The sequence below is a fragment of the Pseudomonas japonica genome, from assembly GCF_900188455.1.
In the GTDB taxonomy this organism is placed as follows: Bacteria; Pseudomonadota; Gammaproteobacteria; order Pseudomonadales; family Pseudomonadaceae; genus Aquipseudomonas; species Aquipseudomonas japonica.
On sequence record NZ_FZOL01000003.1, the window covers coordinates 130,268 to 151,201 of the forward strand.

The 20,934-nt window shown below is 59.7% G+C and carries 25 protein-coding genes; 24 read left to right on the forward strand and 1 reads right to left on the reverse strand.

What is annotated here, in order from left to right; all coding sequences use genetic code 11:
* The first annotated feature begins 33 nt into the window (after positions 1-33).
* The 14 genes from CHB99_RS05390 (at position 34) to CHB99_RS05450 (ending at position 10,901) form a co-directional block, all read left to right on the forward strand.
* Positions 34-1,188 (forward strand): major capsid protein, encoded by a 1,155-nt coding sequence (locus CHB99_RS05390; protein WP_042125043.1) that lies wholly within the window; start codon positions 34-36, stop codon positions 1,186-1,188.
* A gap of 53 nt (positions 1,189-1,241) precedes the next feature.
* Positions 1,242-1,568 carry a hypothetical protein gene (locus tag CHB99_RS05395; protein ID WP_042125045.1) on the forward strand — a complete coding sequence of 109 codons (327 nt, stop codon included), beginning with the start codon at positions 1,242-1,244 and terminating at the stop codon, positions 1,566-1,568.
* The gene (locus CHB99_RS05400; RefSeq protein ID WP_042125047.1) at positions 1,568-1,936 is read left to right on the forward strand and encodes a hypothetical protein; all 369 of its coding nucleotides are present in this window, start codon (positions 1,568-1,570) and stop codon (positions 1,934-1,936) included. Before CHB99_RS05395 ends, CHB99_RS05400 begins: the two co-directional genes overlap by 1 nt.
* A 1-nt stretch (position 1,937) precedes the next feature.
* Entirely contained in the window at positions 1,938-2,315 is a 378-nt protein-coding gene (locus CHB99_RS05405) for a hypothetical protein (protein ID WP_042125049.1), read from the forward strand.
* A 20-nt stretch (positions 2,316-2,335) separates the two neighbouring features.
* Complete coding sequence (locus CHB99_RS05410) at positions 2,336-2,989, forward strand: hypothetical protein (protein WP_245655607.1); 654 nt, start codon at positions 2,336-2,338, stop codon at positions 2,987-2,989.
* The gene (locus CHB99_RS05415; protein ID WP_042125054.1) at positions 2,986-3,414 is read left to right on the forward strand and encodes a phage tail terminator-like protein; all 429 of its coding nucleotides are present in this window, start codon (positions 2,986-2,988) and stop codon (positions 3,412-3,414) included. The genes CHB99_RS05410 and CHB99_RS05415 overlap by 4 nt, the downstream gene beginning before the upstream one ends.
* Before the next feature lie 39 nt (positions 3,415-3,453).
* Complete coding sequence (locus CHB99_RS05420) at positions 3,454-4,113, forward strand: phage tail protein (RefSeq protein WP_042125056.1); 660 nt, start codon at positions 3,454-3,456, stop codon at positions 4,111-4,113.
* Positions 4,114-4,122: 9 nt separating this feature from the next.
* Complete coding sequence (locus CHB99_RS05425) at positions 4,123-4,506, forward strand: phage tail assembly chaperone (protein ID WP_042125058.1); 384 nt, start codon at positions 4,123-4,125, stop codon at positions 4,504-4,506.
* 62 nt (positions 4,507-4,568) lie between these two features.
* Positions 4,569-4,820 carry a DUF1799 domain-containing protein gene (locus CHB99_RS05430; RefSeq protein WP_042125189.1) on the forward strand — a complete coding sequence of 84 codons (252 nt, stop codon included), beginning with the start codon at positions 4,569-4,571 and terminating at the stop codon, positions 4,818-4,820.
* 3 nt (positions 4,821-4,823) lie between these two features.
* Complete coding sequence (locus CHB99_RS05435; RefSeq protein ID WP_042125060.1) at positions 4,824-8,288, forward strand: phage tail tape measure protein; 3,465 nt, start codon at positions 4,824-4,826, stop codon at positions 8,286-8,288.
* On the forward strand, positions 8,288-8,626 hold the full coding sequence (locus CHB99_RS05440) for a phage tail protein (protein WP_042125062.1): 339 nt from the start codon (positions 8,288-8,290) through the stop codon (positions 8,624-8,626). Before CHB99_RS05435 ends, CHB99_RS05440 begins: the two co-directional genes overlap by 1 nt.
* Before the next feature lie 9 nt (positions 8,627-8,635).
* A complete protein-coding gene (locus CHB99_RS05445; protein WP_042125063.1) occupies positions 8,636-9,385 on the forward strand; it encodes a phage minor tail protein L in 750 nt (249 codons plus the stop codon).
* Positions 9,386-9,481: 96 nt separating this feature from the next.
* Positions 9,482-10,114: a hypothetical protein gene (locus CHB99_RS29415; RefSeq protein WP_042125191.1), complete on the forward strand. Its 633-nt coding sequence runs from the start codon at positions 9,482-9,484 to the stop codon at positions 10,112-10,114.
* Between the two features lie 31 nt (positions 10,115-10,145).
* Positions 10,146-10,901 carry a C40 family peptidase gene (locus tag CHB99_RS05450; protein WP_042125064.1) on the forward strand — a complete coding sequence of 252 codons (756 nt, stop codon included), beginning with the start codon at positions 10,146-10,148 and terminating at the stop codon, positions 10,899-10,901.
* 137 nt (positions 10,902-11,038) lie between these two features.
* Here the strand turns inward: CHB99_RS05450 and CHB99_RS05455 are convergent, their stop codons facing one another.
* Positions 11,039-11,515 carry a hypothetical protein gene (locus CHB99_RS05455; protein ID WP_141137244.1) on the reverse strand — a complete coding sequence of 159 codons (477 nt, stop codon included), beginning with the start codon at positions 11,513-11,515 and terminating at the stop codon, positions 11,039-11,041.
* A 102-nt stretch (positions 11,516-11,617) separates the two neighbouring features.
* On the opposite strand from CHB99_RS05455, the gene CHB99_RS05460 reads away from it, so the two are divergent.
* From CHB99_RS05460 to CHB99_RS29420, 10 genes are all read left to right on the forward strand, one after another.
* A complete protein-coding gene (locus tag CHB99_RS05460) occupies positions 11,618-12,433 on the forward strand; it encodes a Tle-like phospholipase domain-containing protein (RefSeq protein WP_141137245.1) in 816 nt (271 codons plus the stop codon).
* 198 nt (positions 12,434-12,631) lie between these two features.
* Positions 12,632-13,132 (forward strand): hypothetical protein, encoded by a 501-nt coding sequence (locus CHB99_RS05465; protein WP_141137246.1) that lies wholly within the window; start codon positions 12,632-12,634, stop codon positions 13,130-13,132.
* Positions 13,133-13,419: 287 nt separating this feature from the next.
* Positions 13,420-14,010, forward strand: a complete 591-nt coding sequence (locus tag CHB99_RS05470) for a hypothetical protein (RefSeq protein WP_042125069.1) — start codon at positions 13,420-13,422, stop codon at positions 14,008-14,010.
* Positions 14,011-14,071: 61 nt separating this feature from the next.
* Entirely contained in the window at positions 14,072-14,491 is a 420-nt protein-coding gene (locus tag CHB99_RS05475) for a hypothetical protein (protein ID WP_042125072.1), read from the forward strand.
* Positions 14,492-14,561: 70 nt separating this feature from the next.
* Positions 14,562-15,116: a tail assembly protein gene (locus CHB99_RS05480; RefSeq protein WP_042125074.1), complete on the forward strand. Its 555-nt coding sequence runs from the start codon at positions 14,562-14,564 to the stop codon at positions 15,114-15,116.
* Positions 15,117-15,180: 64 nt separating this feature from the next.
* Positions 15,181-15,423: a DUF4177 domain-containing protein gene (locus CHB99_RS05485; RefSeq protein WP_042125075.1), complete on the forward strand. Its 243-nt coding sequence runs from the start codon at positions 15,181-15,183 to the stop codon at positions 15,421-15,423.
* Positions 15,423-15,626 carry a membrane protein insertion efficiency factor YidD gene (gene yidD, locus CHB99_RS05490; RefSeq protein WP_084702733.1) on the forward strand — a complete coding sequence of 68 codons (204 nt, stop codon included), beginning with the start codon at positions 15,423-15,425 and terminating at the stop codon, positions 15,624-15,626. Before CHB99_RS05485 ends, yidD begins: the two co-directional genes overlap by 1 nt.
* A 42-nt stretch (positions 15,627-15,668) precedes the next feature.
* Positions 15,669-19,739 (forward strand): TipJ family phage tail tip protein, encoded by a 4,071-nt coding sequence (locus CHB99_RS05495; protein ID WP_042125077.1) that lies wholly within the window; start codon positions 15,669-15,671, stop codon positions 19,737-19,739.
* Positions 19,736-20,050 (forward strand): hypothetical protein, encoded by a 315-nt coding sequence (locus CHB99_RS05500; RefSeq protein WP_042125079.1) that lies wholly within the window; start codon positions 19,736-19,738, stop codon positions 20,048-20,050. Before CHB99_RS05495 ends, CHB99_RS05500 begins: the two co-directional genes overlap by 4 nt.
* Entirely contained in the window at positions 20,050-20,934 is an 885-nt protein-coding gene (locus tag CHB99_RS29420; protein ID WP_141137247.1) for a hypothetical protein, read from the forward strand. Before CHB99_RS05500 ends, CHB99_RS29420 begins: the two co-directional genes overlap by 1 nt.

Below are 20,934 nucleotides of genomic sequence, written 5' to 3' on the forward strand. Positions count from 1 at the left end.
CAACACCCAAACGCCGATCCCTAGGAGATGCACATGAGCAACACCCTGACTGGCCTGGTGCCAACCATCTACAACGCCCTCGACGTCGTCTCGCGCGAACTGGTGGGCTTCATCCCGGCCGTGTCTTCGGACATGACCTTCGCGCGTGCCGCTGTCGGTCAGACCGTCACTTCGCCGGTTACCAACGGTGCGGTCGCGACCGATATCACTCCGGGTGTCACTTCGCCCAACGATGGCGACCAGCAAGTCGGCGGCGTGTCGTTGACCATCAACAAGGCTCGCCGTGTTCCCATCCGTTGGAACGGCGAAGAGAAGCTGGGCCTGGATAATAACGGCGCCTCGTTCAACGTCATCCTGCGGGATCAGATGGCCCAGGGCATGCGCACCCTGGTCAACGAGGTCGAGGCCGACCTGGCCGCAGTGGCCATCAACGCCTCTCGCGCTTACGGCACCCCCGGAACCACGCCGTTTGCCAGCAACCTGGCCGATAGCGCCCAACTGCGTCGCATCCTCTCTGACAACGGAGCGCCCCTCGGCGACCTACAGATGGTGATCGACACCTCCGCCGGCGCAAACATGCGAACCCTGACCCAGTTGTCGAAGGCGAACGAAGCCAACGACGACAGCCTGCTGCGCCGCGGCGTGCTGCTGGATGTCCATGGCTTCGCGATTCGCGAGTCGGCCCAGATCAAAACCCCGATCATCGGCAGTGCTGCCGCCGCGACCACCAACACCGCAGGCTATGCCGTTGGCGCTACCGCCATCGTTCTGGCATCGGCTGGTACCGGTGGCGTTCTGGCGGGCGACATCATCACTTTCGCTGGCGACAGCAACAAATACGTCGTTGCTGCTGGTGATACCGATGTTTCCAACGGCGGCACCATCACCCTGGCCGCGCCAGGCCTGCGCAAGGCCATCCCGGCCGCGGCGACCGCGGTCACCGTTGTGTCCGCCAGTACGCGCAGCGCCGCGTTCGCCCGTTCGGCCATCGCGCTGGCTACCCGTGCACCGGCTCTTCCGCCGCAGGGTGACTCGGCGATCGACCGCATGCTGGTCACTGACCCGATCAGCGGCCTGACCTTCGAGGTGGCGATGTACGCGCAGTACCGGCAGATGCAGTACGAGGTGTCGCTGGCCTGGGGCACCAAGGCGGTCAAGAGCGAACACATCGTCAGCCTGCTGGGCTGACCCCACCATCAGGTCGGCGCTTCGGCGCCGGTCATTGCAGAAGGAGCAAGGCCATGAGCGACAAAACGCTGAAGGTGAAACCTTGGGGTAAAGACCAGGGCGACTTCGTTGTCATCGATGCGGGAGCCTACGACGAGAGCATTCACACCCTTTTCGAGGCGGCGGCAGTCAAGGAAGGCTCCGTGGCCGACATCAAAGCCAAGCTGGACGCCCTCGGCATCGAGTACAAGGCGGGGGCCTCGAAGTCGCAGTTGGAAGCCCTGCTGGAACAGGCCGCCGCAGTGGCCGACGTTCAGGCCAAGCTGACTGAAAAGGGTATCCAGTTCGAGCCAGGCGCTACGCTGGAAGGCCTGCAGAAGTTGCTGGCCGAGGCGCAGTAATGACGGCCTACATCAGCATCGAGCAGGTGGATGACCTGCTGGGGGGCGGTTGGGCGTCTCAGGATCAGAAGTCCCGCTCGGTGCTGATGGCCAACACCTGGCTCACCAACCTGAAGCTGCCGGAGTTCGATTCGGTGCCGGCCAATGTCGTACAGGCAGGAGCCGAGGTCGCCAAGGAGGCCGCTGCCGGCAACCTCTACCAGGCCAAGGAAACGGGCGTGCTGAGCAAGTCGGTCGGTGCCGACGGGGTATCCACCAGCAAGACCTACTCGGCCACTTCCCGGGCTATCAGCGCTGGAGAGTCGTTCGCCTTGGCCTTGCTGGCGCCGTACCTCGGTACCGGCCAGGTCAAGGTCGTGAGGGGGTGATATGGGTATTCGCAGCGAGCTGCAGGCTGAGCTGGCCCGCGCATTCGACACCGACCTGGCCGAAGCACTCAGGCGCGTCGAGGGTAGCCGATCCGTGCAAGGCGCCTACGACCCTGAGCTGGGCGGCAGCACATCGACCACCGTTCACTACCTGGGTCGCGGTGTCTTCGGGCAGTACAAGAGCAGGGAGGTCGACGGCACTCGCATCCTTGCCTCTGACGTGCGCCTCAAGGTGTTGCAGAACGAGCTACTCATGGAGGAGGGCGCCAATGCAACACCTGCCGTTCCAGCCATCGGCGACCAGATCAGCGGCTACCGGGTCATCAACGTCGGCCAGGACCCCGCCAAGGCCACCTGGACCATCCAACTGAGGAAGTGATCATGCCACGCGGCTCACACATGACCAGGCGCTACGGCGGCCTGGAGGGCAGCTTTGCTGCTGCAATCGAGCAGTTCGCAGAAGCGGCGAAGGAGACGATGGACCTGACCTTTCGCGAGGTCGTCATCATGGTGGGCCGCAAGCTGGTGACCATGTCGCCGGTCGGCAACCCTGATATCTGGAAGGTCAACGTCGAGGCCCAGGGCAGCGCAGCGGGGCAGATCGCTGCGTACAACGCGAAGGCAGAGGCCATCAATGCCAGCATCACTTCGAACCAGGCCAACTACACCAAGAGCGGTAACCTGAAGGGCGGTTTGCGGTTGCGCAAGCCGCTGACCAAGCGCGAGCAGCGCGAAAACTTCGGGTTTGGTGTTCGCAAGGTTGGCCAGGGTTATGTAGGCGGGCGTTTCCGCAGCAACTGGCAACTCACGACCGGCGTGCCGGCTGCTGGCGAGATCGAGGACATCGAGACCGCCGGCGAGACACTCGACCGGATCATCGTGGCGGCTGGCGACCTCACTGCCGGCGAGGTCGCCTACATCGTCAACAACCTGCCATACGCCATTCCTTTGGAGTATGGCCATAGTTCCCAAGCGCCGGCGGGCATGGTGCGAGTCACCGTCGCGGACTTTCAGCGCATTGTCGAAGACGCCATCAGGACTCATCGGACATGAGTCAAGCACGAGCCCGACAGGCCATCGAGATCAAGCTCATGGCCTGGGCCTCGGCACGCCCGATCCGAGTGGCGAACTTCGAGCAGGGTTTCGAAGCGCAGCCCGGTGAAACTTACCTGCAGGCCTTCCAACTCCCTGCGGGCACCACCTGCCGGTACCTGGGCGGCGAAGCCTACGAGTACGCCGGCGTGTACCAGGTCAGCATCATCTGTCCCGCAGGCCAGGCGCTGGCGGCTGCCGAAGCTCTGGTCGAAGACCTTTCGGACCTGTTCCGGGTCGACTCGCCCCTCAGTCGCAACGGCTTCGACGGCATCGTCACGGACCCACTCGAGCAGGGGCCAACCATCACCGAGTCGGCGACCTACACGGTCCCCGCCAGCTTCACATACCGCGGCATCGCGGACCAACCGCCCGCTGGGGCATAACCAACCGCCGCTCGGCGGGCAACAATGAGGAATCACTCCATGGCTGCAAAATTCCCGCTGCCGAACGGCTCTGTGCTGGAGATCGCCGCGGCGCTCAGCGCGGCTGTCGCCTTCACGGCACTGACCAACGCCGCGCCACCGGTTGCCACCGCTGCCGGCCACGAAATCGAGAACGGTGACATCCTGCTGGTGAGCTCCGGTTGGGCACTGATCGCGGACCGTGCTGTTCGCGCATCGAATGTTGCTGCCGGCGCCTTTTCCTTGGGTGGACTCAACACCACCAATACCGACAAGTTCACTCCCGGCGCCGGCCTGGGTTCCGTCCTGCCGGTGTCGTCCTGGGCGCAGATCTCCAAGGTCACTTCCTTCGCATCCTCGGGTGGCGAGCAGCAGTACCTGACCGTCGGCTACCTGGAAGACGATGACGACCGTCAGTTCCCCACCAACCGCAACCCGATCACCCTGTCGATCACGGTCGAGGATCAGCCGAGCGCCGCCTACGTGGCTCTGGTCGAGGGCTACGGCGACAGCAAAGAGCTGACGGTGGTGCGTCTCAAGCTGCCCGGCGGCGATCAGATCCTGTACCCGGGGTATGTGAGTATCACCAGCACCCCGACCATGGAGCGCAACCAGCTCATGACCCGAACCATCAGCATCGCCCTGTCGGGCCGCCCCGTCCGCTACATGGCCGGTGCGTAAGGAGTCTTCATGGCGAAGATCAAGATCGCGCAGAACCCCACCTTCACGACTCTGGTGCAGGTGCCGCGCATCGGCGCCGAGCCGGCTCCCGTGGAGTTCCAGTTCCGCTACATGGACCGTGTGACCCTGGCCGGCATGTTCGACCGCTGGAACAAGGCGCGCGATGCCTGGGCGGAGGCAGCCAAGAATGACGGTGCTACCTGGGAGGAGGTGACCGCTGGTGAAATCGCCCTGCAGGCCGAGCAGCTGGGTGAAATTGTCACCGGCTGGGATCTGGAGGACGAGTTCAGCCAGGAAGCAATTGTCGACCTGGTGAGTACCTGCACCGGCGCTCCGAAGGCAGTGATCGATGCCTTCCAGTCAGCGTACAGCCCGGCCCGCCTGGGAAACTGAGGACGGCGGCCAGGGCCTGCTACGAGCGAGGCCCGTCCGCCGAGCAACTGGCAGCTCTGGGCCTGACCCCGGACGACATCGAGGAGGAAGAGGTAGAGGTCTGGCCTGACGCCTGGCCCGCCTTCCGCCTGTTCGATGCCATGGGTACCCAGTGGCGTCTGGGACCCGGCGGTCCTTCGGGCCTCGACTACACCGCCATTCCCTCCACAGCTGCAATGCTCGGCATCAAGCGCCGCGACCTCACTGACATTTTCCCCGATCTCCGCGTGATGGAGGTCGAGGCCCTGGCCGTCATGGCCGAATCCTTGGAGTAGATCATGACCACCATTGCCTCTCTCGGCCTGCAGATCGATTCCGGTGACGCCGTCGAGGCCAAGGACAACCTCGATCAACTGACTGACGCTGGCAAGCGCAGCGAAGAGTCAGCGGGCAAGACGGGGAGGGCCTGGGAGTCTGCATTGGGCAGTCTGCAGGGTGACACCCGGCAGATCGTGCAGGAATTGCAGGTGCTCAACGCCAAGCAATCTGAGCTCGCGCAGCAGATGGCTACCGTGGGGCGTGCGGTCACCAGCGCCTCCACGGCCTTCAGCAGCGCCGCGGCCAACATGACGGCCTTCCGGACCGAAGCTGCGCAGGCGGGAAAGGTTCAGGAGGTGCTCACCTCTGCGACTGACGCTGGCGCCCAAGCCGGACGGCGGGCTGCGGAGTCCGCCGACGAGCAACAGGCCAGGATTCTGGCGGTGGCAAGGGCTTCGATGGAAGCCAGCGAGTATGTCCAGACGCTGAACCGGGCAACGGCCCAGACGGCAGAGGTGACCGCTCAGGCGAACGCTGTCCTTTCAGACAACGCCAGCCGTCAGGCCGCTATCAACAGCCGTGCGCAGGCCATCATTGCAACAGAAGACCGCCTGGCAGATGCCGCGAGGAAGACGGCCGGCGCGCATAGGGACGAAGGTCAGGCGCTGGATGAGTTACTGGGCAAGATCGATCCAACCGTCGCTGCGATGAGCCGACTGGACCAAATGGAGCAGAAGCTGAAGGGCTTTCGCTCCAGCGGGGCGCTCGATGCGGAGACGTTCGGCGAGTACCAGGCGAAGATCGACCAGGCTCGCACAGCCCTGGGTGGCGCCGATACCGCGCTGAACAGGACTGGGATGACGGCCAAGCAAACCGCTGCAGCCCTGCGCATGGTCCCGATGCAGTTCACAGACATCGTGACATCCATCGCAGGCGGCCAGCCTCTGATGATGGTGGCCATTCAACAAGGCGGTCAGTTGAAAGATTCCCTTGGTGGCATCGGGCCGGCCGCCCGAGCATTGGGTGGCTATGTGGCTGGGCTGGTGACCCCGCTGACTGCCGCAGGAGCCGCACTTGCCGCTCTGGGTCTTGCGTACTATCAAGGAAGTAAGGAGCAAGATGCGTTTCGTCAGAGTCTGGTGACGACAGGAAATGCGGCGGGTGCCACGACCTCTGGTCTGGCCACAATGGCGAAACAGGTTGGCTCGACCGTGGGCACCACGGGAGCAGCTGCCGCTGTTCTAGCTCAGCTCGCAGGAACCGGAAAAATTGTCAGCTCCAGCTTTGAGCAGATCGCGATTGCCGCCCTCTCGTTCGAGAAGGCGACAGGAAGGGCTGCGTCAGAAACTGTGGCTGAATTTGCGAAACTTGCAGATGATCCCGTTAAGGCAGTAGTTGCCCTTAACGAAAAATATCATTTTTTGACCTCGGCCGTTTTCAGTCAGATTCATGCACTTCAAGAGCAAGGAGACACCCTTGGGGCTCAGCAAATTGCCGAGGGTGCATATGCAGATGCCCTGACGAAGCGCGCCGAAGAGATACAGCGTAATTTGGGGTATGTAGAACGCGCCTGGGACTCTGCTAAGGGTGCGGCTAAGGGGGCCTGGGATGCATTTCTCGACATCGGTCGAGAGGATGCCTTTGAGGACAAGCTCCGTCGGCTTGAGCAGCGAGCGAACATTGGTGCTGGCGGCCTGGGGGGCGGGCTGCTGTCCGGTTTTGAGGCTGCGCAGGGCAGCAGAGCAGAGATTGGCAAAGAGTGGACAGCGGTTCTTCAGCAGGAGGTTGATGACCAAGCCAGGGCGCGAGCCGCCATGTTCGAGGCGAGTGCAGTTGAGAGGGGTACGAAGGCCTATCAGGCTCTGCAGAAGGCGATCGAAAGCACCGCTCCGAAGTCTGAAATACTGAAGAAGGCCCTCGAAGACAATAAACGCGAAGTTGCCGAGGCGCGCCGCGCTGGCTATACGATCACTGCTGAGCAGGAAGCTGCTCTGGAGGCGCAGACCAAGGCAAAGTTCAAGCCTGCTGCTGGACGAGCTTCTGCGGTTAACCTCTCCGGGTTCAACGACCAGAAGAACGCACTGAACGCGATCCTGGCCGAGTACAAGAACCACCAGAAGGAACTGGACGCGGCGCAGAAGGCAGGCTTGATCTCCCAGGAGTCGTACGCCGCCCAGCGTATCGCAATGGCCGAGCAGGAGAAGGCCGAGGTCACCAACGCCTACGAGGCCGAGATCAGGGCGCTGGAAGAAGCCAAGGGCCGGAGCAGCACCAGCGCCCAGCAGCGCATTCAGCTCGACCAGAAGATTGCCGACGCACGATCCGCCATGGTCAAGGCACAGAAGGACTCCGATACCGAACTCTCCGTGCTGGCGACCAATGAACAGGGCAGGCTGGCCAAGCAGACCGCTGCTACCCAGGACTACGTGGATCAGTTGGAGCGGCAGCGTGCTGCGCTTTCGACCTCGGGCACGAGGACTGCGAACGCTATCGGCCTTGGAGATCGTCAGCAAGGCTTGCAGCGCGATCTTGATGGCGTCACCGACCGGTTCAATGACGAGCGAGCAAAGCTTCTCGATCGCCGCCGCACCGCGCCGGATAAGTACAGCCAGAACGATTACGAGCGCGACCTGGTCATCTTGGGCAAGGCAGAGGATAAGTACCGAGATACGGTCGTGGACAACTATGACAAGATTTCGGAGGCCCAGGGCGACTGGCGCAAGGGTGCATCGTCAGCTTTCCAGAATTACCTGGAGCAGGCTCGGGATGTGGCCGGGCAAACCAAAAGCCTGTTCACCAATGCGTTCTCCAGCATGGAGGATGCGGTCGTGAACTTCGCCATGACTGGCAAGTTCTCCTTCGCCGATTTCACCAAGTCGATCATTGCTGACATGGCGCGGATCGCGACAAGGCAAGCGGCCTCGGGATTGCTGTCCAGTATCGCTGGCACTGCGCTGGGCGCCTGGTTCGGAGGAGGAGGCACCGCAGCCTCGACGGGCGCATCAGGGGCCGCCGGTGCTGCTGGGTCGGGCGGGTTTGACTACGGGCTGGGTAGCGCTTCATCCGGCATGACTTACACCCCGACGTTTTCGGATGGCGGCTACACCGGTGAGGGCGGCAAGTATGACCCGGCCGGTATCGTCCATGCCGGCGAGTTCGTGCTTCGCCGGGAAGTTGTGAGCCAGCCGGGCATGCTGGACTACCTCGAAACATTGAACAGCCGTGGTTATTCCGACGGTGGTCTTGTGACGTCACTGCCGATACCGCGGCAGATTTCGAGCGCGTCCACGAGCGGCACTTCCATCCAGGTGAGCGCATCGGTCAGCGTCAACACTCAGGACACCAGCGGGCAGGGCGGCGAGCTCAATCCAGCACTCCTGCAGCAAAACATGCAGAAGCAGATGCAAGCCGCGGCCGAAAGAGCTGTGGCTGACTCGTGGCGCCCAGGCGGTGTCAGCTATCGCAACGTGAATCGGAGGGGCTGATGGCGATCGAGACATTCCGTTGGCCGACCTCCAGAGGCGAGACGCCGGATATCAAGTACCGGGTGCTCGAATCGCGGTTCGGTGGCGGGTACCGGCAGGTGGTCGGCGACGGCCCCAACAACAAGGAGGACAGCTATCCGGTCACCGTGAACGGGACAAAGGCTGTGGTGCGCCAGGTCATAGACTTTCTCGACCGGCACGCCGGTGCCAAGGCCTTCCTCTGGACAACCCCGCTCGGCGACCTGGGGCTGTTCACCTGCACCGATCCCAAGCCCACACCAGTGGGCGGAGGGCGGTTCAAGGTGACCGCCACCTTCCAGCGGGCGAACCACCCGTAAGGACCATCCATGTCATTCATTCGAGACATCCAGCTCTTGGAGCCAGGTAGCGAGGTGCTGCTGTTCGAACTCGACGGTTCGGACTTCGGTGCCGATGTGCTGCGGTTCCACGGGCACTCCATCCCGCACACGCCCGAAGAGCTGGCGGCGGCCGGCGCTGACGCCGATCAACTGCCGGCAAAGTCGATCTGGTGGCAGGGCGAGGAGTACAGCGCCTGGCCCATGCAGATCGATGGCATCAGCGTGAACTCCGACGGCACTGCAGTGCGGCCCACGCTGTCGGTGGGCAATGTCAATGGCCGCATCACTGCTCTGTGCTTGGCGTTCGATGATCTGTTGGAGTTCCAACTGACATTCCGCCACACGCTGAAGCGGTACCTCGATGCCGCCAATTTTCCCGGTGGTAACCCAGAGGCCGACCCGAACGAGGAGAGCATCGAGGTCTGGTTCATCGACCAGAAGGTCTCCGAGAACGGCACGCATGTGGCCTGGGAGCTAGCCAGTCCCGGCGACGTCGGCGGCGAGACGATCGGACGGCAGATGACCCAACTCTGCCACTGGGCCATGACCAATGGCTATCGCGGGCCAAATTGCGGCTACACCGGACCGTACTACGACATGGACGGCAACCCGACCGACGATCCTGCGAAAGATCAATGCAATGGCTGTCTGGACTCGGGCTGCGTTGTGCGGTTTGGTGAGGGAAACCCAAATAGCTTCGGTGGGTTCCCAGCCGTCTCCCTTATCGCCAGGTCGTAGTAGAGTTACCAAGCGGCTAGGGTAGCTCCCGAAAAGTCGGACCCTAACCGACCTGCCGCTCCTTCCGATTAGGGTTCGTACTGTAGGGGTATGAAGATGGCCAAGCTGATTGACCTAACCGGCCAGATTTTTGGTCGGCTCGTTGTTCTAGGCAAGTTTTCGGGGGAGGCGGGCTTCAAAAGTACCTCCTCCAGATGGTGGTGTAAGTGCGAGTGCGGAGTCGAAAAAACCTACGGTTCGCAAGCGCTGCGTAACGGCCGCACCAAGTCCTGCGGTTGCTTGGATCTCGATCTCAAGGTGAAGCATGGGATGTACGGAACGCCAACCTATCGTTCATGGAACAGCATGGTGGCCAGATGCACAAATCCGCGCGCACCCAATTACCAAGACTATGGAGGGGCTGGAGTTGCCGTGCATGAGCGGTGGAGAGACTTCGCGTCGTTCTTTTCGGACATGGGGGAGCGGCCTGAGGGCACCACCCTAGATCGTATCCATGTGACCGGTGACTATGAGCCGGGTAACTGTCGTTGGGCCTCAAGCGTTGAACAGCAAAGAAACAAACGTAACAACCATATGTTGACGGCCAATGGTGAGACACGCTGCATTTCTGAATGGGCTGAAATCACTGGTATTCAGAAGGTCACGATCCGAGCAAGGATTAGAAAAGGATGGTCGCATAGTGACGCCGTGAATACTCCGCCGGAGCCAAGGCGGAAGAGATCAAATTGAATAAGGAGCCCGCAGAGATGCGGGTTTTTTTATGCGCAAGCACATACTGATAGCTATCGCGAAACACGCCTCGGATTGCTACCCAGCGGAATCCTGCGGCCTGCTCCTGGCCGTGGACCGCAAGCAGGTCTACTTCCCCTGCGCGAACGTGGCCAGCGAGCCGACCGAAGAATTCCGTATCTCCCCGGAGCAGTACGCCGAGGCGGAAGACCAGGGGAAGGTGATCGGCATCGTGCATTCGCATCCAGACGCCACCAGCCGGCCGTCACCGCGCGACCTGGCTATGTGCGAAGCCACCGGCCTGCCGTGGCACATCTTGTCCTGGCCCGAGGGTGACCTGCGGACCATCACCCCTACCGGCGACACGCCGCTGCTGGGGCGACCGTTCGTGCACGGTGCCTGGGACTGCTGGCAGGTGTGTGCCGACTGGTACAGGCGGGAATGGGGGCTGGATTTCCCTACGTATGTGCGGGAGGACGGCTGGTGGGAGAGGCCCGATGGCCCGAGCCTGTACGAGCAGACCTACGAGGCCGCCGGCTTCTACCAGGTCAGCCAGCCACAGCGCGGGGACTTGGTGGTGATGGCGGTGGGGCGTACCGCGCACCCGAACCACGCAGGCATCTACCTGGGTGCCGACGTGCAGTTGCCAGAGCGGCACCCGCAGGTCTTCGGGCCTGGACCCTTCCTGCTGCACCACCTGTACGGCAGGCCATCAGAAATCATCGTGTTCGGCGGCCCATGGCTCGACCGGACGCGCCTTGTGTTGCGTCATCGAGAGGCGATATGAAATCGAAAGCAATAAATTGTGAATTTTCAATCAGTAGTGAATCCGACGCGCGAGGTCATAAAGAATGGGCATCGAAGCGGTGGATATCCAGCGACTCGGATAGCTGTGTCGTATACGAGTCCTGGGCAAGGGCGAATTCAACTCACATAAAGTCGGTAGACGTTGCTTTGGAAGTCCATAACCAATCTGCCCATTCGAATGACGAGCACACCGATGATCAGATGCTGTCCGAGCTCCCCCTCGTCGACCAGCGGCGATGAAAAAATATCAGTCTCGTACTGCTGCCCAACTTCAGGGAGAAAAATGTGGGCTAAGTGCTGGGTAGAGTCAACCCAGCCACTTGCGGTGCGTACCCGGGTGGTACCGATCTGAGGACAGCCGATATCGGCTATCAGCTCAGGGCTTGCATAATTGTGATCGGCCCCGGTATCCACCAGCGCGTACAGGGTTTTGAAGCCAGAAATAGTTCTCGCACCATTCCCATGATCTGGATCGTATCTCAGAGAGGCATGAACTACCGGTCTCCCCGGTGGCAAGTCGCTGACACTGCCATCTGATGCCATGAATCGAATCTGAACGAAGCGAGATCCTTCTGGTACTGCGTAGCTAATCATAACGCTATCCCTTGCGGTGTGTTGGCACAACGCTACTACGGCGGCGATCCGACTGGTACTGGCTTTCCATCCACGCTGGATGGGTGGACAGGGTGGTAAATATTGCTATACCTGATCCAAGATTCACTATGGCTCAGGGAGGGCGTGCCAATGTTTAAAAAAGGGATCGCGAGTGTGCTATTGGTCATCCTGGCCGCTCTTGTGGGATGTACCAACTCGTCGCAAGTGAAGCAGGCTGGCCGTGATCACTCATCAGGTTGGAGTGATCAAATCCGAAGTTTGGCTAGCCACTCTGTGGGGCCAGCACAGCTTGCTTACAATGTCTATAAAGACGCAGATCAATTCGATGTCTCAGGCCGCTACCGTTGGGTGAGAGATTTCGAAGAGAAGAGAATGGGCTTCTTCGCATCTCTGTATAAAGAAAACGATCAGGAAAATTATATTCTCGCATTCCGCGGTACAGATTCCCTGGCCGACTTTAAAAGTGGAAATAACCCTATTTTCCAGCGACAGAATGGTTATGCGCTGGCTGTTTTTGACCAGGTGCGGGACTTATATTCTCCAAGAGAAATAACAGTTGTGGGCCATTCCTTGGGGGGCGGGATCGCAATCCACGTTTCCCTCAACAGGGCAAACGTCAAGGCATACTCCTTCAATGGTAGTCCGGTGTTTCGCTCTGATGGAGTTCCGTTTAGAAATGAGCGCTATAGCATCGTTGAACATGGCGAAGTTCTCAAAATCGGGCGTTTATTCAGTCTTGAGGCCACCCAGCTATATACCTCAGTCGGATGCACCAATGGGAAAAATCCGTTTTCTCAGCACGCTATGAAATTGCTTGCGAGTTGTTTGACCGAAATTGCCTCGTATGCGGATGATCATCCGGAGAGGGGTGAGGGACAGGCGCGCCGTCAGCCGTAACTGTGATTGAGCCATGGTAGATCCCCTCTATCATCAAGGAGGGTACTGGCTGTCCATCCGGGATGGATAAGTGGACAGGATCCGTTTAGATTTCGTGGGCCTAGGCGACACTGCTGCGGGATCCAAGCATTCTCAATTTTTCCCGCTAATCTGTGAGTACCTATTCCCTGTGTGGGCAGGTTAACGAGGAGAGTGATAATGGATGGAATGCGTAAGCACACGTTGAGCATACTGTCAGTAGCATGCTTCGGGCTTGTATCTACTACAGTGTTCGCAGAATGTCCTATGGGGTTTCAGTCTGTCGGGGTGGCGTATGCTTCTGATGACGCGGATTTTGCGGAGGCGAAAGTTGAGGCGCAGCCGGTTCTTGTCAAATTCCCCAGAGGCGTACTTTTGGACAAGAACTACGTACAGCATGGTGGGCGCTGGAATGGTGGCAGCGCCAGAGCTGTTATGACAGATGCTGATGTGCCAAATGGCTTGATGGTTATCGCATCCGGTTCAGAGGGCGGGGAGAAGGGGTGGTCTGTTTATAAACCTGAACTTAAGGTTCTGGAGGAGGCTGAAGACGGCAGGATTCTTCAGCGGGGCTATGAAATGAAGCTTTATTGCCACACTGGAAGCGGAGAGGCCGCAAAAATTGGCCGTCAAAGCTGTAGTGTGAGAGCTGAGTTCTGCGCCAAGCTTAAAAAAGCATAGAGGGTTCCTATTGGTAATTGGCCCAGCCCCGCGCTGGGCTTTTTGCATCTTCGGCAGGGCTAAAGCTGTATCCACGGAAGCCCCATTCTATACGTATAGAATGGGCTCCACCTGTGCGGCACCCTTGGTGCGCCACTCAATCGGCGACGGCCTCGGAGCGGCGGTAGAGCCTAGTGTGTATACGCATTTCCGCATTCTATACCGTATAGAATGCGGCGTTGTGTATGTGGTTCACCGCTCTCGTTACCTAGCTATGGTAGATTGCCACCATCAACAAGGAGGGTGGCATGAAGCAATATGTGGTGATTTCACTAGCGGCGGTGGTTCTGTCTGGATGTCTGGACAAAAGCGAGCAGAATGCTGCTCTGGCCACCTCCATCAACGCTATAGCGAGCATGGAGGTAAATAAGAAATCCCCTGACATGGCTGTCAAGTCATGGTGGCGATTGAAGGACGCTGGCGCTGCTATGTTCGTCGAGGCCTGCAAGAACTACGTGAGCATGCAGGGTCCGTACCTGGACAAACTGTCTGAGCTCTCCACTCCCGATATTTACAGTGACCCAAGCTGTTCTGAAACAGCCGATGCGTTTGATCGCCAGATCACGAAGGTCGATGTGCAGTCCGACACGCGAGCGGTAGTTATGGCGCAGATTCGGAATACCACTCCGCCCGAGGCAGGCGCGGAACTGACTGGTGATGATAGAAAGCGCAAGGAGGCTGGAGAGGCGTTCCAATACGTTCTTGAGAGGAGTGATTCCAAGGCTGACTGGAAAATCTCCGAGGTATCCACCAGGTCTTCTTGGGCGGGTGATTGGGACAGAATCTTCCAGAAGCCAACGCCGGTGTCCAATAGCTGGGTTTACAATGCTCAGCAGTGACCTCCGCGGCACGTTCAAGATTCAAGGATGCTACGATCCCTTCTCTACAAGGAGGGATCACATGCGAGTTTTGATTTGCGCTTTGGGGCTGGCGATGCTTGCGGGGTGCGCAACATCGCCTGTTCCGGTGAGTGAAGCGACTCCAGCACCTGCAGATAGGGTTAGCGGGTATCAGGCGCCAGTCCAGGGCGGCGGAACAATCATCGTCACCAGGGACAGCGGCTTCATCGGTGGCGGCTGCTACGCAACGGTGTTTCTCAATGGCCAGCCAGTTGCAAAGCTCGACCCTAAAGAGAAAGCCTCTTTCAGTGTTCCCGCGGGGGAGTGGACGGTTGGGGCTGCGCTGGAGGGGAAAGCACTTTGTGGGCTGAACGCTCAACGACTTGAAGCGGAAGCATTGGTCAAGTCGGGGCAGACCAAGAAATATAGAGTCTATACACCCACCGACGGAGACGTCGGCATATTGCCGACCACTTTTTAAACGACCGCCTTCGGGCGGTTTTTTATTGCCTGGAGGAAACATAGTGACAACCGCAGCGCACTACGCACCGATGACCACGATCAAGCTCTCTGGGTCGTTGGCCCAGAAGTTCGGCCGCACTCATCGTCGGCAGATCGATAGCGGGCAAAGCTGGGAGGTCTTCAAGGCGCTCCGGGCTACCCTCACTGGATTTGAGGATGAGGTGAGGCGGCTCGACAATCTGGGAATGCGGTTCGCGATCTTCCGCAACCGTAAAAACGTTGGCTTGGATGACCTGGGTCGCGGTGGCACCAGCGAAATTCGGATCGTGCCAGTTTTATCAGGCAGCAAGCGAGGCGGGATCTTGCAGACCATCGTAGGGGCTGTGTTGATCGTAGCCAGTTTCTATGGAGCCCCAACGCTTCAGGTAGGTATTGCACTGGTCGCCGGCGGCGTCATTCAAATGCTCAGTCCTCAGGCCAAAGGCCTCTCACAAAGCGCTGCCCCCGAGAACCTGCCGAGTTACGCCTTCGGCAGCGCCAAGAACACAACCGCAAGCGGCAACCCTGTCCCGATCTGCATCGGCAAGCGCCGTTGGGGTGGGGCGATTATCTCGGCCTCTATCTATGCCCAAGACAAGGTTTAGCTAGCTTAGTCACGCGGAACGCTGATAGCATTTTGCCTTATCACACTCTCGAAAGGATGCTGCAGTGTACGTATACAAAATGGTCCAAGTTCCGCCGAACGTTGAAGTTCAGGCCAAGAATCATAAAGGGAATGAGGCCGCCGCCTATCTTCAGCAGGTGGTGAATTCTCACGCCGAGGACGGCTGGGAGTTCTATCGTGTGGACACAATTGGTGTGTCTGTGCAGCCTGGTTGCTTTGACGCGATGTTTGGCAAGAAGGCGACAGTGTCAGACTACTACGTGATTTCGTTCCGCCGACCGGCATGATGAAGGCCGTGTCGTTGGAGCTAATCCGCCTCTACCAGCGGGTTGCTCCCCTTAGCCTTCGATCCGCCTGCCGGTATGAGCCCACCTGCTCCAACTACGCTTTGCTGGCTATTGAAAAGCACGGTGTGCTCCGGGGATGGAGCGCAGCGCTGAAGCGAATCTGCCGTTGTCGACCTCCAAATGGAGGGACTGATTACCCTTAGAAGAACCCGCCACGGCGGGTTTTTTGTTGCCTGGAGAAAAGCATGGGCGCAGCACTTCAACTCGAAATTGCCGGCGCAAAGGGTGGCGAGAGCAAGCCGAAATCCCCGGTCGAAGCACCGGATAGCCTTCAGTCCACGAACATCGCCAAGATGTTGATCGCGGTCGGCGAGGGTGAGTTCGAAGGCACCCCGACCGACCGGGACATCTACCTGGACAACACTCCCATCGTCGACTCAAGCGGCAACGTCAATTTTCCCGGGGTGAAGTGGGAGTGGCGCCGCGGTTCGGTTGAGCAGGACTACATCCAGGGCATCCCGGCGATCGAGAGCGAGACGACCACAAACGTCGAGCTTCGCAGCGACAACCCCTTCGTGCGCTCGTTGAGTAATACCCAGCTGTCCGCGGTGCGCGTGCGGTTCTCTTGGTCGCGCCTTGCCCAGCAGGACAGCAGCGGCAACACCAACGGCTACCGCATCGAGTACGCGATCGATGTGGCCACCGACGGTGGCTCATACGCCGAAGCTCACCGTGGCGCCGTCGACGGTAAGACCACCAGTGGCTACCAGCGGTCCGTGCGCGTGGATCTGCCGGCAGCGACGTCGGGCTGGATGTTCCGCGTCCGCCGGCTCACGCCCAACGCGAACAGCGGCACGATCGCCGACACGATGACTGTCGCCGGCTACACGGAGATCATCGACCAGAAACTCCGCTACCCGAACACTGCGTTGCTCTACATCGAGTTCGATGCACAGCAGTTCCAGAACATTCCGGCGGTTACTGTGGACTGTCGCGCGCGGCGCTGGCCAGTGCCCGCGAACTACGATCCAGAGACCAGGACCTACACCGGGATCTGGGATGGCACCTTCAAGCAGGCCTGGACCAACAACCCTGTGTGGGCGACCTACGGCCTGTGCGTCGAGGACCGATTCGGCCTGGGCAAGCGTATCCAGCCGTGGATGGTCGACAAGTGGGAGATGTACCGCATCGCCCAGTATTGCGACCAACTCGTACCCAACGGCGTCGGCGGGATGGAGCCGCGGTACCTGTGCGACATCAACCTGCAGGGCCGGACTGAGGCTTGGACGTTGCTGCGCGACTTGTCCGCCATCTACCGCGGCATGACCTACTGGGCCCAGGGCCAACTGTTCATGCAGGCCGACATGCCGCGCGCGCAGGACATCGACTACGTGTTCACTCGCGCGAACGTCATCGACGGCGACTTCGTCTATGGCGGCGCCGAGCGCACAACGCACTACAGCCGCGCCTTGGTCAGCTACGACAACCCGGCGAACAACTACGATACCGACGTCATCCCTGTCACCGACCTGGTCCTGCAGCGCCGGTACCGTGACCGGCCGATCGAGATCTCGGCCATCGGGTGCACTCGTGCGAGCGAGGCCCAGCGCCGCGGGAAGTGGGCGCTGATCAGCAACAACCAAGACCGCACCGTCACCTTCAAGACAGGCCTCGAGGGCGCCAACGTCTTGCCAGGCTACGTCATCCCGGTCGCTGACGAACTCGTTGCCGGCAGACCGAACGGCGGGCGGATCTCGGCTGCCGCGGGGCGCGTGGTCACACTCGACCGCGATACGCCGATCAAGGCCGGCGACCGGTTGATTGTGAACCTGCCGAACGGCACAGCCCAAGGTCGCACCGTCGAATCGGTGGTAGGCAGGGCCGTGACTGTGACCACCGCCTATGCACTACAGCCAGAGCCTCAGTTGCAATGGGCAATCGACTACGAGGACCTGGCGGTTCAACTGTTCCGAGTACTGAAGCGCACACGCACGACCGAAGGCCAGTTCGAGTTCACTGCATTGGAATTCAACCCGAGCAAGTTCGCGGCAATCGACACCGGTGCCAAACTCGACGAGCGCCCGATTAGTGTCATTCCCATCACTACCGTGCCGCCGCCCGCGAGCGTCTCGCTGACTTCGGACTACGCAGTGGATCAGGGCATAGCGGTCAGCACGATGACCGTCAGCTGGCCCGCGGTGGATGGAGCGGTCGCCTACGACGTCGAGTGGCGCAAGGGCAGCGGCAACTGGATTCGACTGCAGCGCACCGGCGGTACCAGCGTCGATGTCGCGGGGATATACGCCGGCGCCTACCTCGTCCGCGTGCGCGCCGTGAGCGCTTTCGACATCACTTCGATCTGGCGCAGCTCAATGCTGACGGAGTTGAAGGGTAAGGAGGGGCTTCCGCCGGCAGTCACTTCCCTGACGGCCACGCCGCTCATCTTCGGGATTTCACTGAAGTGGGGTATTCCGCCTGGTGCTGAAGACACCCAGCGGACGGAAATCTGGTACAGCCAGAGCAACAGCCTTGAGTCGGCAACGAAACTCACCGATCTGGCCTATCCGCAATCCGAGCATGTGATGCAGGGCCTTGGCGCCGGAGTGGCATTTTTCTTCTGGGCACGCCTGGTGGATAGGACTGGCAACATTGGTCCGTGGTACCCGCTGGAGAGCGGCGTGCTCGGCCAGTCCGGATCTAATGCCGGACCGATTCTTGAGTTGATCAGCGGCCAGATCACCGAAAGTGAATTGGGTCAGGAGCTGCTCACGGAGATCGAGAAAATCTCCGGCGACTTCCCCGGGTCTGTCACGGATCGGATCAACGATGCGAAGCAAGAGCTGGAGGATTTGATCACCGAACTGACCGACCCGCTTGAGTATGTTGCCACCGACGCCTATGTCATGAACGATGCGGTGCGCAGCGGCCGGCGTTTGTACATGGCAATCACGGATGTACCGGCAGCGGCTGACGGCAGCAATGCGCCGCCCAACCCTGGTTACTGGGTCGACATCGGCAGCATCGCAGAAACGGCGAACGGGCTGGCTCAGGCCGTGGCAAAGAACACCACGGACATCGAGAGTATCGACGGCGTCGTTACTGCGACCGCGGAAATGCTGCAGGCGGTGCAGTCTGCCTACCGTGATGACGATGGTGAGGGGGCGCTGAGCGATGCCTGGCGCGGCTGGGATACCCTGGCGAAGGTCTCGCAAGAGTCGCGCACGCGCACGACACAGAACGATGCTATGGCTCTTCGGGTTACTACCGTCGAAGCGAGCGTTGCTGACAACTCGGGGCGTGTACGCGCACTGGAACAAACTGTCGTCACGAACGAGCAGGCGGCAGCGTGGCGCCTGATTGACGTGAGCACGAAGGTCGGTAGCAACACGTCAAGCATCGCAACCCTTGAGAAGGCTGTCACTGACAACGAGTCATCCACTGCATCGCGATTGCAGACCGTCAACTCCCGAGTAGACACGACGAATTTGGCACTCGACAGCGAGAGGGCCGACCGTGCTGATGCTGTCGCCGGGGAGCGTGCTGCGCGCGAGGCATCGATCAGTGACGAGGCCGCGACTCGTGCGGATGCTGACCAGGCGCTCGGCACACGTATCGGGCACATGGAAGCGTCGTTCACAGTGCCGCAGGGCGAGCGTGATGACGATGGTGAGGGAGAGCTGGCAGGGGCGCTGAAGGGCTGGGAAAACACTGCGAAGATTGCGGACGAGTCGAGGGTTCGCGCATCGGCAATCGATGTTCAGGCGCGACGCTCAGAGACGCTCGAAGTGTCCTTCAACTCCGCATTGGACAAAACCAACGGTGAGGTGCTGAAGACCAATGCGTCGGTGCAGGTTACGAGTCAGGCCGTGGCCGCACTTGATAACAAAGCCAGCACTATGTGGGCGGTCAAGATGCAGATCAATGCTCAGGGCCAGTTCGTTGCCGCCGGCATTGGCCTCGGCATCGAGAACGGGCCTGCCGGATTGCAGAGTCAGTTCCTTGTGCAGGCAGATCGGTTCGCTGTGGTGAATGGCATTGATGGCGTGCTTGCCTCTCCCTTCGCGGTTCAAGGCGGTCAAGTGTTCATGAACCAGGCATTCATCGCCGACGGCACGATCACAAACGCCAAGATCGGCAGCTACATCAGCTCGACGAATTACGTCGCTGGCCAGCTTGGCTGGATTCTTTCGAAGGATGGGACATTCGAAATCAATGGTGCCATCGCAGGGCAGGGGCGCTTGCTGATCAACAATCAGCGTCTGCGCATCTTTCATGCGAATGGCAATCTGGCGATCGACTTGGGAATCAGCGTATGAGCACAGGCCTCAAGGTCTACGACCCGAACGGCCTGACGCTACTGGACATGACCAGCAGTGTCAGTCAAATGATCGGGTACGTGGACACTGGAGCTGGCAACGGGTCGCTCTCGATCCCCCTGGCGCCGGCTGGCAAGACGCTGTTCTACGCCATCACCGAGCTATCGGCACAAAACAAGTACCTGGGCAAACGCCCGGGGGTGACCCTCACCGTCGGAGCTTCAGTTGCGACCCTGTCCTGGCAGTACTCCTACGCCGGCGGCTGGGGCTTCTACTCGCTCAACTGTCGAATCCACTATGGATACTACTGATGTCGGCTGCTCTCAAGGTATATAAGGAAGACGGCTCTCTCTTATTTGATACGGAAAAAATCACATACGGCTTATTAAAAAGCGGTTACCTGATTTATCAATTAAGTTGGCCGAGGCTCAGCTATCGTTCAGCACAACTTCCGCCGAATGATCCAGGCAGTTATGCAGAATCATCAACAGTAGATGCGATTCACGGTTTCAGCGTTGCCGGTGCGGTTGCGCCGATTGTCTTCATTTCAGGTTCTGGCATTTCCTGCGGCTCATCAAAAGAAGGCGATATAACGACCTTCTATTTTATTGGTGCAAGCCCATCAACAAAGTACTTCTATTTCGATACGATGCGAAATGTTCTAAGCGGTGCCGGACTGAAGTGTTACAGCGAGTCGGGGAGTCTTACATTCAACTCCCTGCAGTGCCCTTTGAATATTGTTGCGAGGGTCGCTGCACCGCCGCCGCCACCGCCGAACATCATCGGTGGGTATGCGAGCTACGTGGTTCCTTTTGCAGGGGCTACGAGGTTAGCTACACGCTTCATTGATTCTGGCCTCTACTATTGCGTTTCGCGAGTATTCATCCCTGTCGGAATGGGCGAGTTCGCAACCTCAACAACATTTTCGAGAAGTTTCGGACAAGGCTTCATGGGCTCCATGAGTGTGCCTGGCCCCGGGGTGTTTCCGGCGGGAGCCATGCAGCAGGCGCATATGGACGGCGCATACGGTGCCAGCGGTGGAATTTATTTCATGTCGTGCGACGCAGCGCGAACAACGATGTTCTGGGGAACGCAAGCACCTTACATGTCTAATAGCTACTTCAATATCCCGACTGATAAGTATCCAGAAGCTCTAGTTATCAGAGTCGATAATCTACCATTCCCATTCAACTAA

What these genes read in the sequence shown, in the direction of transcription:
- CHB99_RS05390 (WP_042125043.1), top strand. Translation starts at nt 34, where the DNA reads ATGAGCAACACCCTGACTGGCCTGGTGCCAACCATCTACAACGCCCTC.
- CHB99_RS05395 (WP_042125045.1), top strand. Translation starts at nt 1,242, where the DNA reads ATGAGCGACAAAACGCTGAAGGTGAAACCTTGGGGTAAAGACCAGGGC.
- CHB99_RS05400 (WP_042125047.1), top strand. Translation starts at nt 1,568, where the DNA reads ATGACGGCCTACATCAGCATCGAGCAGGTGGATGACCTGCTGGGGGGC.
- CHB99_RS05405 (WP_042125049.1), top strand. Translation starts at nt 1,938, where the DNA reads ATGGGTATTCGCAGCGAGCTGCAGGCTGAGCTGGCCCGCGCATTCGAC.
- CHB99_RS05410 (WP_245655607.1), top strand. Translation starts at nt 2,336, where the DNA reads ATGACCAGGCGCTACGGCGGCCTGGAGGGCAGCTTTGCTGCTGCAATC.
- CHB99_RS05415 (WP_042125054.1), top strand. Translation starts at nt 2,986, where the DNA reads ATGAGTCAAGCACGAGCCCGACAGGCCATCGAGATCAAGCTCATGGCC.
- CHB99_RS05420 (WP_042125056.1), top strand. Translation starts at nt 3,454, where the DNA reads ATGGCTGCAAAATTCCCGCTGCCGAACGGCTCTGTGCTGGAGATCGCC.
- CHB99_RS05425 (WP_042125058.1), top strand. Translation starts at nt 4,123, where the DNA reads ATGGCGAAGATCAAGATCGCGCAGAACCCCACCTTCACGACTCTGGTG.
- CHB99_RS05435 (WP_042125060.1), top strand. Translation starts at nt 4,824, where the DNA reads ATGACCACCATTGCCTCTCTCGGCCTGCAGATCGATTCCGGTGACGCC.
- CHB99_RS05440 (WP_042125062.1), top strand. Translation starts at nt 8,288, where the DNA reads ATGGCGATCGAGACATTCCGTTGGCCGACCTCCAGAGGCGAGACGCCG.
- CHB99_RS05445 (WP_042125063.1), top strand. Translation starts at nt 8,636, where the DNA reads ATGTCATTCATTCGAGACATCCAGCTCTTGGAGCCAGGTAGCGAGGTG.
- CHB99_RS29415 (WP_042125191.1), top strand. Translation starts at nt 9,482, where the DNA reads ATGGCCAAGCTGATTGACCTAACCGGCCAGATTTTTGGTCGGCTCGTT.
- CHB99_RS05450 (WP_042125064.1), top strand. Translation starts at nt 10,146, where the DNA reads ATGCGCAAGCACATACTGATAGCTATCGCGAAACACGCCTCGGATTGC.
- CHB99_RS05455 (WP_141137244.1), bottom strand. Translation starts at nt 11,515, where the DNA reads ATGATTAGCTACGCAGTACCAGAAGGATCTCGCTTCGTTCAGATTCGA.
- CHB99_RS05465 (WP_141137246.1), top strand. Translation starts at nt 12,632, where the DNA reads ATGGATGGAATGCGTAAGCACACGTTGAGCATACTGTCAGTAGCATGC.
- CHB99_RS05470 (WP_042125069.1), top strand. Translation starts at nt 13,420, where the DNA reads ATGAAGCAATATGTGGTGATTTCACTAGCGGCGGTGGTTCTGTCTGGA.
- CHB99_RS05475 (WP_042125072.1), top strand. Translation starts at nt 14,072, where the DNA reads ATGCGAGTTTTGATTTGCGCTTTGGGGCTGGCGATGCTTGCGGGGTGC.
- CHB99_RS05480 (WP_042125074.1), top strand. Translation starts at nt 14,562, where the DNA reads ATGACCACGATCAAGCTCTCTGGGTCGTTGGCCCAGAAGTTCGGCCGC.
- yidD (WP_084702733.1), top strand. Translation starts at nt 15,423, where the DNA reads ATGAAGGCCGTGTCGTTGGAGCTAATCCGCCTCTACCAGCGGGTTGCT.
- CHB99_RS05495 (WP_042125077.1), top strand. Translation starts at nt 15,669, where the DNA reads ATGGGCGCAGCACTTCAACTCGAAATTGCCGGCGCAAAGGGTGGCGAG.
- CHB99_RS05500 (WP_042125079.1), top strand. Translation starts at nt 19,736, where the DNA reads ATGAGCACAGGCCTCAAGGTCTACGACCCGAACGGCCTGACGCTACTG.
- CHB99_RS29420 (WP_141137247.1), top strand. Translation starts at nt 20,050, where the DNA reads ATGTCGGCTGCTCTCAAGGTATATAAGGAAGACGGCTCTCTCTTATTT.